This window comes from Bradyrhizobium sp. AZCC 2176, assembly GCF_036924645.1.
In the GTDB taxonomy this organism is placed as follows: domain Bacteria; phylum Pseudomonadota; class Alphaproteobacteria; order Rhizobiales; family Xanthobacteraceae; genus Bradyrhizobium.
Genome location: NZ_JAZHRX010000001.1, coordinates 2,920,850 through 2,935,786, shown reverse-complemented (window position 1 = coordinate 2,935,786; position 14,937 = coordinate 2,920,850). Strand labels below are relative to the sequence as shown.

Annotated in this window: 10 protein-coding genes; 5 read left to right on the top strand and 5 right to left on the bottom strand. The window is 60.8% G+C overall.

What is annotated here, in order from left to right; translation table 11 throughout:
* Nucleotides 1–445 precede the first annotated feature (445 nt).
* The 5 genes from V1288_RS13540 to V1288_RS13520 all read right to left on the bottom strand — a co-directional run bounded on the left by V1288_RS13540 (nt 446) and on the right by V1288_RS13520 (nt 7,330).
* The gene (locus tag V1288_RS13540) at nt 446–1,231 is read right to left on the bottom strand and encodes a CarD family transcriptional regulator (protein WP_334357504.1); all 786 of its coding nucleotides are present in this window, start codon (nt 1,229–1,231) and stop codon (nt 446–448) included.
* Between the two features lie 414 nt (nt 1,232–1,645).
* Complete coding sequence (fdxA, locus tag V1288_RS13535) at nt 1,646–1,984, bottom strand: ferredoxin FdxA (protein WP_108512449.1); 339 nt, start codon at nt 1,982–1,984, stop codon at nt 1,646–1,648.
* A 135-nt stretch (nt 1,985–2,119) separates the two neighbouring features.
* On the bottom strand, nt 2,120–2,389 hold the full coding sequence (locus V1288_RS13530; RefSeq protein ID WP_334357503.1) for an RNA-binding S4 domain-containing protein: 270 nt from the start codon (nt 2,387–2,389) through the stop codon (nt 2,120–2,122).
* A 26-nt stretch (nt 2,390–2,415) separates the two neighbouring features.
* The gene (locus tag V1288_RS13525) at nt 2,416–5,853 is read right to left on the bottom strand and encodes a helicase-related protein (protein WP_334357502.1); all 3,438 of its coding nucleotides are present in this window, start codon (nt 5,851–5,853) and stop codon (nt 2,416–2,418) included.
* A gap of 586 nt (nt 5,854–6,439) precedes the next feature.
* The gene (locus tag V1288_RS13520) at nt 6,440–7,330 is read right to left on the bottom strand and encodes a DUF3108 domain-containing protein (RefSeq protein WP_442893947.1); all 891 of its coding nucleotides are present in this window, start codon (nt 7,328–7,330) and stop codon (nt 6,440–6,442) included.
* A 452-nt stretch (nt 7,331–7,782) separates the two neighbouring features.
* On the opposite strand from V1288_RS13520, the gene rpmB reads away from it, so the two are divergent.
* From rpmB to V1288_RS13495, 5 genes are all read left to right on the top strand, one after another.
* Nucleotides 7,783–8,091 (top strand): 50S ribosomal protein L28, encoded by a 309-nt coding sequence (gene rpmB, locus V1288_RS13515; RefSeq protein WP_334357501.1) that lies wholly within the window; start codon nt 7,783–7,785, stop codon nt 8,089–8,091.
* 175 nt (nt 8,092–8,266) lie between these two features.
* Nucleotides 8,267–10,585 carry an AAA family ATPase gene (locus V1288_RS13510; RefSeq protein WP_334357500.1) on the top strand — a complete coding sequence of 773 codons (2,319 nt, stop codon included), beginning with the start codon at nt 8,267–8,269 and terminating at the stop codon, nt 10,583–10,585.
* Nucleotides 10,585–12,480, top strand: coding sequence for a UvrD-helicase domain-containing protein (locus V1288_RS13505; protein WP_334357499.1), 1,896 nt, complete (start codon nt 10,585–10,587; stop codon nt 12,478–12,480). The genes V1288_RS13510 and V1288_RS13505 overlap by 1 nt, the downstream gene beginning before the upstream one ends.
* 104 nt (nt 12,481–12,584) lie before the next feature.
* A complete protein-coding gene (locus V1288_RS13500) occupies nt 12,585–12,911 on the top strand; it encodes a transcriptional regulator (RefSeq protein ID WP_334357498.1) in 327 nt (108 codons plus the stop codon).
* Nucleotides 12,912–13,019: 108 nt separating this feature from the next.
* Complete coding sequence (locus V1288_RS13495; RefSeq protein ID WP_334357497.1) at nt 13,020–14,306, top strand: DUF2235 domain-containing protein; 1,287 nt, start codon at nt 13,020–13,022, stop codon at nt 14,304–14,306.
* Nucleotides 14,307–14,937 lie beyond the last annotated feature (631 nt).

Genomic DNA, 14,937 nt, shown 5'->3' with positions numbered 1-14,937 from the left:
AAATGGAGCGCTGGCCAGCACCGATTCGAACGGCGACATCGCGTCAAGTTCCGCTGCGGAACCGGACGTCGGCCGCCTTTATTGCAAATGTACTCCGCAAAAATGACCGGAACGGATTGCGGGCTCAAGCGTCGGCTTCCGAAGGGAAAAGGGATCGTGGCATGGAAAATTTTCTTCTCTTCATACTGTTGAGCAGTTGCTGCACGCTGGTCGCGGGCGTCACACTCCTGCTGCGGCCGTTGGTGGGCCTACCCTGATGTTCCGGACGAGACCCCGCTCGGGGGCAGCAGATATCCGGAACGCGTTTACTTCTGAAGTAGAAATAGCCCTTGGCGCTTGAAGTCCCGCGCGCGCAGCGCTCTCCGCCGTTTCTTGTGTTCGCGCACGCCCCAAACAAAAAGCCCGGCATTTCAGCCGGGCTTTTATCTCAATCCGTCGAACCCTTTCAGGCGGCTTCGTCCGCCACGGCCGCATCGTCGCCGTCGGCTTCGACATCAGCCTCGTCGGCTTCGCCGTCAGCCTCCGTCGCCTCAGCCTTGGCGCCGCGGCGCGGGCTCTTGGCGAGTTGGCTTTCGATTTCCTTGACCGCTTCGGTCTCGGTCGAATGCTGCACGACGGCGATTTCGCGCGACAGGCGATCGAGCGCGGCTTCATAAAGCTGGCGTTCGCTATAGGACTGCTCGGGTTGCGATTCCGAACGGTAGAGGTCGCGGACCACTTCGGCGATCGCGACGATGTCGCCCGAATTGATCTTCGCTTCGTATTCCTGCGCCCGGCGCGACCACATGGTCCGCTTGACGCGCGCACGGCCTTTCAGCGTCTCCAGCGCCTTCTTGACCAGCGCCGGCTCGGACAGCTTGCGCATGCCGACATTGGCGACCTTGGCGGTCGGCACGCGGAGCGTCATCTTGTCCTTCATGAAATTGATCACGAACAGCTCGAGCTTGGCGCCGGCGATCTCCTGCTCCTCGATGGCCAGGATCTGGCCGACGCCATGAGCCGGATAGACCACGAATTCATTGGCCTTGAAGCCCTGGCGCTGGGTCACGACCTTCTTCGGCTCCTCGACGCGCGGCGCGGCGGCGGCCGGCTTGACGGGAGCCTTCGGCGCAACGGCTTTCGAGGGCGCAGCCTTCACAGGGGTCTTCACCGGAGCTTTGGCGGCAACTTTCGACGCAGTGGTCTTCGAACCCGTCGCTTTCGCGGCAGTCTTGGCAGTCTTTTCTGGCATTGCGCTTCTTTTGTTCTTTGAGGACTTTGTGGCCGCAGCCTTCCTGGCCACCTTTACGGTTGCCTTGGCACGGCCTTTGGTTGCGCTGCGGCTGGCCGGAGCGGCTTTTTTCGTGGTCTTGGAAGCACTCTTTTTACGCGTTTTCTGTGACACAGCCTGCGCGCGGAACTGCCACGCCCCTGTTCGATGTTTTTACGGAAACCCACCGGGGCCAAGGATACGCATGGCCAGGTTCGGCTTATAATGTGCCCAATATAGCACATTTTCCGCAAAAATCAATGATTTACGCCGGGTTCCGGGCCTTTACGGGCCGTATCCGCCATAAGTCCGCTAACAGGGTTAAATCCGCCAAGCTGGTTCGGTTCAGTTTGGGGCCGAAAACAGGCTCAATGAGCCCTTAAACTTATCCACAGCCTAGTCGCCGCTACCGGGCTCCTTGGAAAAATATTTCTCGAACTTGCCCTCTACACCCTCGAATTCTTTCGCGTCGGTCGGCGCTTCCTTCTTCTGGGTGATGTTGGGCCAGCTCTTGGCGTACTCGGTGTTGACCTCGAGCCACTTCTCCAGGCCGGGCTCGGTGTCGGGCTTGATGGCGTCGGCGGGGCATTCGGGTTCGCAGACGCCGCAGTCGATGCATTCGTCCGGATGGATGACCAGCATGTTCTCGCCCTCGTAGAAGCAGTCGACGGGGCAGACCTCAACGCAGTCGGTATATTTGCATTTGATGCAGGCTTCAGTGACGACGTAAGTCATCCAGGGCTCCGAACAAGGCTCCGAAACGGATAGTTTTCCGGGGTTTGCGTAGCGCATGCGGTGCGCTGCCGCAAGGGAAGCAGCCAGCCTCAAACGGCCGTTTTTCAGGCGCTCCTGCGCGCCCAATCCAGATAGTTATTGTTTGCCGTTCTGCAAATCATCGTAGAGCACGCGCGCGGCCGCAGCGTCGCCCCGCCGCTCGGAAAATCCCACCACTTTGAGGATGCGCACGCTGCGATCGAGCGCGATCGTCAGCACGTCGCCGACCTTCACTGAATGTCCCGGCGCCATTTCGCGCACACCGTTGATGCGGACGTGACCGGCCTGGACCAGCGCGGCGGCGGAGGTGCGGGCCTTCACCACCCGCGCGTGCCACAGCCATTTATCGAGACGCTGCCGCTCCAACGACCTTCCCGTTATTCCTTGCTAGGTTATTCTTTGCGGCCCGCAAGCTGTTCCTTCAGCGCCGCCAGTTTTGCAAATGGCGAATTGGGATCGACCGGCCGGTCGCGATCGCGTGGGCTCGCGCTGGTCGCCCACTGACGGTGCGAGGGGCCTGAGTCGCGCTTGTCGCGGCCGCCCTTGTCGCGTCCGCCGAAATCGCGTCCGCCGCGCTCGCCCTTGTCGCGACCACCACCCTTGTTGCGGTCGCCCTTGTTGCGATCGAACTTGTCGCGGCGATCGCCGTCGCGGCCCTTGCCTTCGAAACGCTCGCGGGGCGGACGGTCCTGACGCGTCTGCTCGCGCGCTTCGGCCGCCGGTGCACCCTCAGTCGCGGGCGCTGCGGTGACATCCGCCGGCGCGCCCTCGCGGGGCTTTCTGAAGTCATTGCGGCGGCCGCGGCGATGGCGCTGCTCGCGCGGCGCGCCTTCGGCGCCTTCGCCGCTGGCGGCTTGCGCGCCTTCGGCCGGGCGTCCGTGATGGCGCTGGCGGTTGCGGTCGTGATGCGGACGGCGCTCGTCGGATCGGCCACCGGGCCGCCAGACTTCGACGAGCTGCGGCTCGGCCGGCGTCTCGGGTTTTGTCTCTGCGGGCGCGGCTTCTGTGGCAACAGCTTGTGTAACAGCGCCTTCGGCAGGCGCTTCGCTCGCGGTGGCAGGCTCGGCCGCAGCTTCCGCGGCGCTGATCGCTGGCTCCGCTTCCTGTTCCGGGGGCGCGTCCGCAATCGCGGCGTCCGCCGGCGTGGTCTCGGTGGGAGTAGCCTCGGCCGCCGCCGCAGGCTCTTCGGCCACCAGCGTGACGTTGGGCAGCAGCGAGGCCGATGACACGGGCTCGCTCGCCACCGGCACTTCGGCAGCGACTTCTTCTGCCGGTGTCTCGGATGTTGCTTCGGCGGTGGCTTCCACCGGCGGCGTCTCGGAGGCGACGGTCTCGACCACCTCGACCGGCGCGGGCTTTGGCGGCAGCGGCGGGCGGCGGTCCATGCGGTAGCCGAGCGCGCGCAGGATCGAGGCAAAGTCCTCGCCGGCAGATCCCGTGAGCGAGGTCATCGCCTGCGTCACCACAAAGCCGCGGCCGTCGAACGCGCCGGCCGGCTTTTCGCCGGGCGAAGATTCGCGCCAGGCCAGCGCGGGGCGAATGATATCGGCGAGCCGCTCCAGGATATCGACGCGCACCGCGCGCTCGCCGCACTGGCGATAGCCGAGCACGCGATAGGCGTCGCGCGGCAGCGCCTTGTCCACGGGGAACGAGGTGCGCCCCGAGCTCGCCAGATGCTGCGCGCCCGAGAGCGCGGACATGTCGACGTTCTCCTGCTTCTCGGCCCACAAGAGCGAGGCCAGCGCGCGCGCCGCGGGCTTCAGGAGCCCGGGGAAATAGATGTGATAGGCGCCGAAGCGCACGCCATATTTGCGTAAGCTGGCGCGCGAGGCCTGGTCGAGATCCTTCATCTCGGCGGAGATCTTCGAGCGCTCCAGCACGCCGAGCGCCTCGACCAGTTGGAACGCGATGCCGCGCCCGATGCCGGTGATGTCCTCGGCCTTGGAGAGCCCGAACAGCGGCCCCAGCAGCTTTTCGATATGCGTCTTCAGCCACAGATCGAGCCGCGTCTGCACGGCCTCGCGTGGCGCGCCGGAGAGGCGCTCGTCGGAAATGATGCGAATGCGCGGATGCAGCGCGTCGTCGGCCGCGACGAGCTTTGCCACCGCGTCGCCAGTCCAGCGGATGGTGCCGTCGCTTGTCAGCACGAACTGATCGTCGGGGGCCGCGGCAAGCTTTGTGGCGCGCGCGTCGATCTCGCTGGCGAGCACCTGCTGCGCTGCGGCCTGCAACGCTTTCGCATCCGAGCCGGCTTCCGCCGCATCGGGTGCAAAGGTAAATCCATCGAGGCGGCCGATCGCATGTCCTTCAACGATCACTTCGCCGGTCTTGCCAATTTCCGTATTCAAAACTGAGTTCTCCCGCAGGCGGCGCATCAATACACTGGTCCGCCGGTCAACGAAACGCTCCGTAAGGCGTTCATGCAGCGCATCGGATAATTTATTTTCCACCTCACGGGTGATCCCCTGCCAGTGGTCGGGGTCGGACAGCCAGTCCGGCCGGTTGGCGACGAAGGTCCAGGTGCGGATTTGCGCGATCCGGCCCGACAGCGTGTCGATATCGCCGGTGACGCGGTCGGCCTGGTCGACCTGGGCGGCGAACCATGCGTCAGGGATCCGGCCCTTTTTCATCAGGAATGCATAAAGCGTGGTCACGAGCTCGGCATGGGCCGCCGGCGCGATCTTGCGGTAATCCGGGATCTGGCAGGCGTCCCACAGCCGTTCCACCGCGGGCGCGCCGTGGGCCATGTCCCTCACCTCGCCGTCGCGCGCCGCATGATCGAGCACGCGCAAATCTTCAGCAATCGGCGCGCGGGTCAAGGCCTCATGCCCGGGCGACAGCGCCAGCGACACCTGCAGCGCGCCCAGCGAGGAAAAATCCAGTTTTGAATTGCGCCACTGCAGCATTTTGACGCTGTCGAAGGTGTGGTTCTGCAGCGCGTTCACCAGTTCCGGCTCGAACGGCGCGCAGCGCCCGGTGGTGCCGAAGGTGCCGTTGCGCGTGGCGCGGCCGGCGCGGCCGGCGATCTGCGCGAACTCGGACGGATTGAGCCGCCGGAACTGATAGCCGTCGTATTTGCGGTCGGAGGCAAAGGCGACGTGATCGACGTCGAGGTTCAGCCCCATGCCGACGGCGTCGGTGGCGACGAGATAATCGACGTCGCCGTTCTGGAACATCGCGACCTGCGCGTTGCGTGTGCGGGGCGACAGCGAGCCCAATACGACGGCGGCGCCGCCATGCTGGCGGCGGATCAATTCCGCGATCGCGTAGACTTCATCGGCCGAGAACGCGACGATCGCGGTCCGTCTGGGTTGGCGCGTGATCTTGCGGTCGCCGGCGAATTCGAGCTGCGACAGCCGTGGCCGCGTGACGATGGAAGCGCCCGGCAGCAGCCGCTCGATGATCGGCCGCATGGTCGCAGCACCCAGCAGCAGCGTCTCGTCGCGACCACGGCGATGCAGGATGCGGTCGGTGAAGACATGGCCGCGCTCCAGATCGGCGGCGATCTGGATTTCGTCGACGGCGAGAAACGACACGTCGAGGTCGCGCGGCATCGCCTCGACGGTGGAGACCCAATAGCGAGGGTTCTTCGGCTTGATCTTCTCCTCGCCGGTGACGAGCGCGACCGCCTCGACGCCCGCGCGAGCCGCGATCTTGTTGTAGACCTCGCGCGCCAAGAGCCGCAGCGGCAGGCCGATCACGCCGGACGAATGCCCCAGCATCCGCTCGATCGCCAGATGCGTCTTGCCGGTGTTGGTCGGCCCCAGCACGGCGGTAACGCCTGCGCCGGGCGCGCGATCGGTCGCGAACGTGGATGGTGAGAAAGCCATGTCTTGCAGATGTTTCTTTTAACTGGCGGCGCCCGAACCGTCATTGCGAGCGAAGCGAAGCAATCCATAGCGCGGCAAGCGGAGGAATGGATTGCTTCGTCGCTACGCTCCTCGCAATGACGGGAAGCCCTTCTGGTTCCTCGGCGTCAATTCCGCCGATTCTGTTTCACTTTGCGACGGCGATGCGGTCGCGGCTTAAGCTCTGGAACGAGTCTGGAACGAATCGCGTCCGAATCGCTGACTCCTCCCGAAACCCGATACGTTCACCGCAACATCTCGCGTTGATGCGATCGAGGCGGCACTAGATCAAGTTTGCACGGGCTCCACAAGCGGCGGTGTTCGGGTCAAATCCTTAAAGAGCGGAGTCGAATCAGAACCGGGCAAGAGTCAACATGATTCACGCGGGCTCGGTGCCCCCCTCTCCCCTTATGAGAGAGGGTGGATCAATCGCGCAAAGCGCGATTGAGACGGGTGAGGGGTTCTCTCCGCGAGTCCCGCCCGTGGAGACAACCCCTCATCCGGCGCTTCGCGCCACCTTCTCCTCCCACAAGGGGAGAAGGAAGAAAGGGGCGCCCCGCTTCCAGCCTCAATTCGTCTTCGCCACCCTTGGCGGCATCGCGCTCGTCACAAACGACGTCGCTTCCAGCATCGCCAGGCCGAGCGGCGTCGGGATGGTCATGCGAAATGGAACCAGGACGCGGGTTCCCGCGATCGGCACGAACGCGATCTCGATCCGGCGCTCGGTGGCGAGATATTTGATCACGGGGCGGTCGGGGATATAGCCCGCAACCGGCGTGAAATAGATCGCGCAGACCAGCGCGGGCCCGTGATAGCCCCGCTCGGCCTTCACCGTTTCCATGCGCTTGTAATCGAGCTTGACGTCGTAGCGCAGCCGTCCGTCAAAGATCCCCGCGCCGGTGCGGCAGGAATCCGGCGATAGCACCTCGCCATTGCCGGGCACGCGCAGCATCGAGCCGGTCATGGGATCGAGCACGCCCTTGCGGTGCGCATCCGTGACGACGACGCGGTCGGGATCGACCGGCGGCACCGGATCGATCGAAAAATCCTTCACAATGCCGTTGGCCAGCACGAGGCGGATGGTTTCGGACTTCTTCTGCGTGGTGGTGGTCGCAGTATAGGCGTTCGCCACCAGCGCGCCATTGACGACGCGGCCCTGGCTGGCGCCCGCGCCCGTGCCGCCCGAAAACGCCTTCAGGAGGCCCGCGGTGCCGCCTTGGGCGGACGCCGAAAACGTGTCGTCGCCGATTTCAATGGTCCAGGCGCCCTTGCCGACCGGAATGCCCGCCAGCGTCGCCTCATATTGCGCATCCAGCCGCCCCTGCGCGGAGGCGGCCTGCGGCGCAAGCCCGACGAACGCGGCGGCGCACAGGCCGAAAACGAGCTTGGCGGGGTGTGAAACAGCGCGTTTTGCAGTCACGAATGAATGGTCCCGGGATCGGCGCGAGCTGATGTTCATTTAGGCAGAAATATCCGGCAAACAACGCGCAAGCTTGGCGAAAACCGCGCTCAATCAGACCTCGCTTCGCCCCCGCCTGTTTTGCGGAAGGCCAAGGCCTACTTAACGCAAGGCCTACTTAACGAAAGCCATGGTGTCGGCGGGGATTGCGCCCTTTATATGATCCCTTAAGTGGCTGGAAGCCCTTGGAAACCGGCCGATTCTGCCCATGGCGTTTTCAAGCAAGGCTTGCCCGGATCTGGGTCCCTGGGCGGACTTCCTGGTCGCCTGAAGAAAACGCATCAAAATAAGGGCTTGAGCCCCGGACGGGGGCCAAGGGCCGCCCCAAAAACCTTGACCAGATGGCCATCTCCCCCTATACGACCGCAGTTCCTGGAAATGGACGCGATTTTGGACCCCCGCGCGAGGCGCGTGATGCGCTTGCTATGGCGGGGATGGAAGAGGATTTTGCAATGTCCCGGCGCTGCGAACTGACGGCCAAGGGCCCCCAGGTGGGCCACAAGGTGAGCCACTCGAACATCAAGACCAAGCGGCGCTTCCTGCCGAACCTGGTCAACGTCACCTTCATCTCGGACGCCCTCGCCCGCAACGTGCGCCTGCGCGTCTCGACCAATGCGCTGAAGAGCGTCGACCACAATGGCGGCCTCGATGCGTACCTCATTAAAGCCAAGGCCGACGTGCTGTCGCCGCGGGCGCTGGATCTGAAGCGCGCGATCGAGAAGAAGGTGGGTAAGCCCGCGTTCGTGAAGAAGGCGAGCTGAGATCTAAGCTAAAATCGGCGGATCGGAGTTTGAAGCGGCCGGGTCGAAAGACCCGGCCGCTTTTGTATGTGGATATCGTGACAACATCACAGCGGTCGGGTGAAGAGGCTCTATATATGCATCCATTAGTTGCGCTCATGACATAGCTTATGTTCTACGGCATCGGGGGCCGATGATGCATATTGAGTTCGTAGAAATTGCAAACTTTCGAAAGCTACGCTCGACCCGAGTTAATCTCGCCAAAGATAAGACTGTCTTTGTCGGGGCAAATAACAGCGGCAAGACTTCCGCCATGGTTGCTCTGCGCTATTTTCTCGTAGACCACGAGCGGTCGAGCTTCACCTTGAACGATTTTACCGTCTCTCACTGGCCCACCATCGTGGCGCTGGGGAACGCTTGGGAGGCGGCGATTGAAAACGGTACGCCACTGCCGGAGCCGAACCTGCAAGAAGTTATCCCTGCGCTCGATGTCTGGCTGCACGTGAACAATAACGAAGTCCATTACGTTCAGAAGATCCTTCCAACGTTGGACTGGGAGGGCGGGCAGCTAGGGGTTCGACTGCGGTACGAACCGAAAGATGCAGCTGCACTTCAAAAGGAATACCTCTCGGCGCGCGAAGACGCCCAAAGAGCCAAGTTAGGTGGCCCGGTTGTGGAAGGACAACCAGCAGAAGCGAAACTGGACGTTGCACTTTGGCCAAACGATCTTACCGACTTTCTCAGTCGACGCCTTGGACGTCTATTCGCGGTTAGGGCATACATCTTGGATCCCGCGAAGCGCCAAGAACCAGCGCACGGCGCGGCAAAGCCACAGGACCTACTTGCTGACGCGACTGCACTTGACGACGACCCTTTCAAAGGCCTGATCAAGATCAACGAAATCAGCGCACAGCGCGGTTTCGGCCATGAGCTAGAGGGCGCAGTTGATGACGACGACAACAGCGTAATCTCGGCTAAGAGCGGCACGCGCAAGCTGTCCGAACAGCTCCGCCGATATTATAATCGGCATCTCGATCCGTATGACAATCCGGACAGCAAAGACATGAAAGCTCTCCAGGCGATTGAACAAGCACAAAAGGCATTCGATACACGTTTGAATGAAGGCTTTGAAGCCGCGCTGAGAGAACTGGAGCAACTTGGATACCCGGGCGTAACGGACCCAAAGCTAGAGATTTCCACGCGCCTTCGTCCTGTTGAAGGTCTTAATCACGAAGCCGCCGTGCGCTATGTGATTCAAATGAACGACGGCACGGAGAGCACGCCCTTGCACTTGCCAGAAGGCTCCAACGGTCTGGGGTACCAGAATCTGATCTCCATGGTTTTTCGGTTGATGAGTTATCGCGACGCATGGATGCTAGTCGGCAAGGCAGAGTCTCGGGCCGTAGCGGCCAGTTCCTTCAGACCGCCGTTGCATTTGGTACTCATTGAAGAACCGGAAGCGCATCTTCACACTCAGGTGCAGCAAGTTTTCATTAGAGAAGCGTACAGTATCCTTCGTAAACATCGCGATCTCGGTACGAACCCAGCATTTACAACTCAGCTAGTTGTAAGCACACATTCCAGCCATGTCGCGCACGAGTGTGAATTCACCTCCCTACGCTATTTTCGTCGCGTCGCCGCGGCCAAGAAAGAGATACCGAGCTCCTGCGTTGTCGACGTCTCAAAGGCCTTCGGCACGAATGCTGAGACGAAGAGATTCGTCACCCGGTACTTAAAAGTTACGCATTGCGACCTCTTCTTCGCTGATGCCGCCGTATTGATTGAAGGCCCTGCCGAACGCATTCTTACTCCCCACTTTGTCCGAGAGCATTCCGAATTCAAAGACCTTCGGGAATGCTACATAACTTGGCTTGAGATTGGCGGTAGCCACGCACATCGATTGCGCGGACTCGTAGAGTGCCTCTCAATACCAACCCTTATCATTACGGACCTTGACGCAGTGGGCGCCGGCAACAAATCAGTACGCCCGCAGAGAGGAGCGAATCAAACTTCCCGGAACCAGACCCTCAACACCTGGTGCCCAAACGCAAGTGCACTTGACGATCTCCTCGACAAAAAGGAGGAAGACAAGATCAAGAGGTACACGGATCAACGCTTCTCGATACGAGTCGCTTATCAGTCGCCCGTCCAAATCAAATTTGGTGAGACGATGGTCGAAGCGCTCGCGAACACGCTCGAAGACGCACTCTTGTACGAAAATATCGATCTCTTCCGCGACTTGGAAGGTACGGGTCTCTTTGCAAAGTTCAAGACTGCTATTGAGACAAGCACAACGGTTGCTGAACTCAGCGAAAAGCTCTCAGATAGTTTAAGGACTGGCAGCAAGGCCGAGCTTGCCCTGGATCTCCTCGAATTTGACGACGCGAGTAAGCTAAAGCCACCACCTTACATCCGCGAAGGATTACTTTGGCTAGCGGGACAGGTTCGCGAACGACAAAAAGAGCTCGGCCTCGCTGTACCAGAAGAGACCCCGAATACGGCGGAGGCAGCGTGATGGGTGAAGTCATTGCAAATTCGAACATCGCCCTCGATGATCATGTTGAAAGCGAGATCGCCGCATGTCTCGACTTAGAGCACCCTAGAAGCTTTTTTCTTTACGCGGGGGCAGGGTCGGGAAAGACGAGCTCGCTCATCCACGCGCTTGAATTTATCAAAGAGAAAAACATCGCGCGAATGCGGCTGGGAGGACAACGGGTCGCCGTCATCACATATACAAATGCGGCGTGCGATGAGATCGTGCGACGATTGAAGTTTGATCCTACATACCAAGTGTCCACAATCCATAGCTTCGCGTGGAGCCTGATAAGTGGCTTCAATAAGGATATCAGGGAATGGTTACGCAAAGAATTGCAGAGCGAAATTCGGGAGATTCAGCAGCAAGAGGCGAACGGTCGCGTCGGAACCAAGGCTTCTATTGCACGTCTGGCGCAGATCGAAGCCAAGGGCAATCGGCTCAATCGTCTCAACGAAATCAAGAAATTTACGTACAGTCCTACTGGAGATAACAAGGAACGCGGCTCGCTGAACCACGCGGAGGTTATCGAAATCTTTGCAAGCTTCCTGACTGAGAAGCCGCTCATGCAAAGCATCCTCGTAAATCAGTTTCCATTTCTCCTGGTCGACGAAAGCCAAGATACGAACAAGCGGATAGTCGATGCACTTCTCATCGCACAAGCTTCGCATGCTGGGAAGTTCAGCCTTGGCTTCATCGGCGACACCATGCAGAGGATCTACAACGACGGTAAGGAGAGAATTGAAGAAGAGCTTCCCGTAGATTGGGCGAGACCGGCGAAGCGCCTCAATCATCGCTGTCCGAAACGGATAGTCCGCCTTATCAACCAAGTTCGCGGCCAGGTCGACAGTCACACACAGGAAGCTCGTTCGGACAGTATCGAAGGCATCCTCAGATTGTTTGTGTTTCCTGCGGACGCTGCCGATAAGGCGGCCCTAGAAAGCTCGGTACGATCCCACATGGCGACAGTGACCGGAGACGCCGATTGGAATGAACGGGAGAAATGCAAAATCCTGACGCTTGAGCACCACATGGCAGCAAAGCGGATGGGATTTGCAACCGTGTTTGAAGCGCTCAGCAATATTGACGATTTCAGGACGGGGCTTCTTGATGGAACGTTACCAGCGATCCGATTATTCACAGCAAACATTCTTCCCCTCGTAATTGCTCAGCAGAAGCGCGACAAGTTTTCAGCCGCAAAGGTGATGCGCGATTTTTCGCCTCTGCTCAGTGCGCAGACGATCAAGGACGCATCCAATCAGAGCGAACAGCTACGAACGGCTCGAGATGCAGCCGAAGGCCTTGCAATGCTGTGGGACAAGGGAGAACCTAGGTGCGGTGCAGTTCTCCGCTACGTAGCCAAGAACAATCTCTTTTTGATCCCCGAGAGCCTGAAAGCATTCGTTCCGGGCAAGCACCCTCTTGAGGGAGACGCGGCGAATGCGGAGGCAGAAAGTACGGATCCACTGGCTCCAGAGAATGCTGCCATCGAAAGCTTCCTCGAAGCGCCGTTCTCTGAGATCGCGCCATATGCGCGGTATGTTTCTGACATGGCCGAATTCGGAACCCATCAAGGTGTGAAGGGGCTAGAGTTTGATCGCGTCATGGTCGTGATGGATGACGCGGAAGCACGCGGCTTCATGTTCGGTTATGAGAAATTTTTCGGAGCAAAGCAGCTAACAACCACCGACCTCACAAATGAGGCAGAGGGTCGTGACAGTGCCATCAGCAGGACCCGGCGCCTTTTTTATGTAACTTGTAGCAGGGCGAAGAGGAGTCTCGCCTTAGTTGCATATTCTTCCGCGCCCGCTTCAGTCCGAATGCAGATGATTGAGAGCGGGTGGTTCGAGGCTGACGAAATTATTCTTGCTATATAGGTTCGTTCGTAGTGGCAGGAGCTAGGTTGCGTATCGCCATCGCGAGAGCCGGCATCTGTCGTGCCCCCATGAGAAATATCGAAAGCGCAGCGAAGGATGATGCCATGCCACTGACCCGGAATTTTCGCGACACAGTGCGGGCACGGGCGGAGCGCGAGCCTGCGTTCCGCAGGGCGTTGTTTCAGGAGGCGGTGCAGTCCCTGCTGCAGGGCGAGACCGATCAGGGCCGCGCGGCGCTGCGGGCCTATATCAATGCCACGGTCGGGTTCGACCGGCTGGGCGAGGTGCTGGGGCGTTCGCCGAAAAGCCTGATGCGGATGTTCGGACCGGACGGCAATCCCACGGCCGAAAACCTGCTCGGCGTTATCGGCGCGCTGCAGGAAGAAACCGGCGTACACCTGAAGATTCGCGCGGTCACCGAGGCGGCCTGACAAGGGCCTCCGGGAATGCCCTGGACGAGGCACGTCCGGCACTCACGGCGTCATCCAAAATCCCCAAATTGCGCTATACTCGCTGAGGTAGCACCGCGGAGCCTCACCATGCGCAACATCATCATCTGCTGCGACGGCACCGGTAACGAGATTTCCGAGAACATCTCCAATGTGCTGAAGCTCTATCGCTGCCTGCGCAAGACGGAGAAGACACAGCCGCGGCAGCTCGTCTATTACGATCCGGGGGTCGGCACGCTGGAGCGGCCGGATCCGTGGCACAAGCTACGCCAGGATTTCAACGCCATCCTGGGCTTAGCCACCGGCTATGGGCTCGATGACAACGTGCTCGCGGCCTACGATTTTCTGGTCCGCAACTACAGGGAAGGCGATGCGATCTATTTGTTCGGCTTTTCCCGCGGCGCCTATACCGTGCGGGTGCTGGCGGGGCTGATCCACAAGGTGGGGCTGATCGCGCCGGAGCAGGTCAATCTCGCAGGAAGCGGCCTGATCGCCTACAAGCAGTTCTCCTCCGACGAGGCGCCGAAGCTGCGCGCCGAAGCAAAACTGCTCACCGAGACCGGCGACGCGCAAGGGCCGCTGCCGCAGACCGCGTTCGACAACGCCGCGCAGTTCGCGCGCATCACCTCGGCGCGCTGGCCCACCATCCGCTTCGTCGGCGTCTGGGATACGGTCGCGAGCGTGATCGTGCCGCGGGCCGATCGGTTCTATTGGCCGAGCCTGGAGGAGCTGGCGTTCACGCTTCTGAACCCGAGCGTGCAGACGTTCCGGCAGGCGATCTCGATCGACGAGCGCCGCTGCATGTTCCGCTTGAAAAAGTGGGACGACCCGCAGACCTTCAAGCACAACCGCTTCAACGATGCGCATGCCGAGCCGCAGGATATCCTGCAGGTGTGGTTCGCCGGCGTGCATGCCGACATCGGCGGCGGCTATCCGGAAAAGCAAAGCGGGCTTTCCAAATATCCGCTGCTCTGGATGATCGACGAGGCGACAAAGTGCGGACTCATGGTCAACCAGGCCAATGTCAACCAACTCGCCTGGGGCATTCAGCGCAAGGGCAGCCCATACTCCTATGTCGCGCCCGATGTGCGCGGCGAGCTGCACACCTCGCTGTCGGGCGCGTGGTGGATCCTCGAATACGTTCCGAAGAGCGCGAGCTACAAGGAGTGGCCGGCGCGCAAAGTCCATTTCGGCTATTACATCCCCGACGCCGAACCACGCTTGATTCCCGACGGCGCTGTGATCCACGAATCTGCGCTGCAGCGCATGGACGCGATGCCGAGCTACCGGCCGGTGAATTTGCCAAAACAGTTCGAGAAATTTCCGATGCCGGTGCGGCCTGCGCATGCGAGCGCGGAGACGGAGGAGGATTCGTGAGATTGTGGACGCGCAGGTCGCTCCATCCACCGTCATTGCGAGGAGCGAAGCGACGAAGCAATCCATCGATCCGTTATGCCGCGCTGTGGATTGCTTCGCTACGCTCGCAATGACGGCGAGAGAGCGGAGCATCCTTCCCTTCTCCCCTTGTGGGAGAAGGTGGATCGACGCCGCGAAAGCGGCGGCGAGACGGATGAGGGGTCTGTCTCCGCAGAGAGAACCCCTCATCCGCCTTCACTTCGTGAAGGCACCTTCTCCCACAAGGGGAGAAGGGAAGAACGCCGTCGCATACGTGCACATCACTGTGTGACGTCGTCTGTGACTGCCCGACGGGCAAATCACTTTTCGTCTCGCGCGAAGTCGAGTCCAGCCCTCGCGCGAAAAATATTCCGCTTCGCGTTTCCCCCAAATCACCCCTACAACTCCCGCCATCCCGCGCCCACAAGAGGGGCGTATCGCGATCGTCACGGACGTTGGGTGCGGGGAGCGGTGGCCGCGGCAGCGCGGGCGCGCAAGGAGGTTTTCGCAGGGCGGGCTTTTGGCCTGTGAGCGAGGGCCGCGCGCCGACGAACGCGATGTGCGCGGACGGCAAAGCCGTGTGGTCCTGGCACCCGTTGCTGGTGTCAAGCCG

What these genes read in the sequence shown, in the direction of transcription:
- V1288_RS13510 (WP_334357500.1), top strand. Translation starts at nt 8,267, where the DNA reads ATGCATATTGAGTTCGTAGAAATTGCAAACTTTCGAAAGCTACGCTCG.
- V1288_RS13505 (WP_334357499.1), top strand. Translation starts at nt 10,585, where the DNA reads ATGGGTGAAGTCATTGCAAATTCGAACATCGCCCTCGATGATCATGTT.
- V1288_RS13500 (WP_334357498.1), top strand. Translation starts at nt 12,585, where the DNA reads ATGCCACTGACCCGGAATTTTCGCGACACAGTGCGGGCACGGGCGGAG.
- fdxA (WP_108512449.1), bottom strand. Translation starts at nt 1,984, where the DNA reads ATGACTTACGTCGTCACTGAAGCCTGCATCAAATGCAAATATACCGAC.
- V1288_RS13525 (WP_334357502.1), bottom strand. Translation starts at nt 5,853, where the DNA reads ATGGCTTTCTCACCATCCACGTTCGCGACCGATCGCGCGCCCGGCGCA.
- V1288_RS13495 (WP_334357497.1), top strand. Translation starts at nt 13,020, where the DNA reads ATGCGCAACATCATCATCTGCTGCGACGGCACCGGTAACGAGATTTCC.
- V1288_RS13520 (WP_442893947.1), bottom strand. Translation starts at nt 7,330, where the DNA reads ATGAACATCAGCTCGCGCCGATCCCGGGACCATTCATTCGTGACTGCA.
- V1288_RS13540 (WP_334357504.1), bottom strand. Translation starts at nt 1,231, where the DNA reads ATGCCAGAAAAGACTGCCAAGACTGCCGCGAAAGCGACGGGTTCGAAG.
- rpmB (WP_334357501.1), top strand. Translation starts at nt 7,783, where the DNA reads ATGTCCCGGCGCTGCGAACTGACGGCCAAGGGCCCCCAGGTGGGCCAC.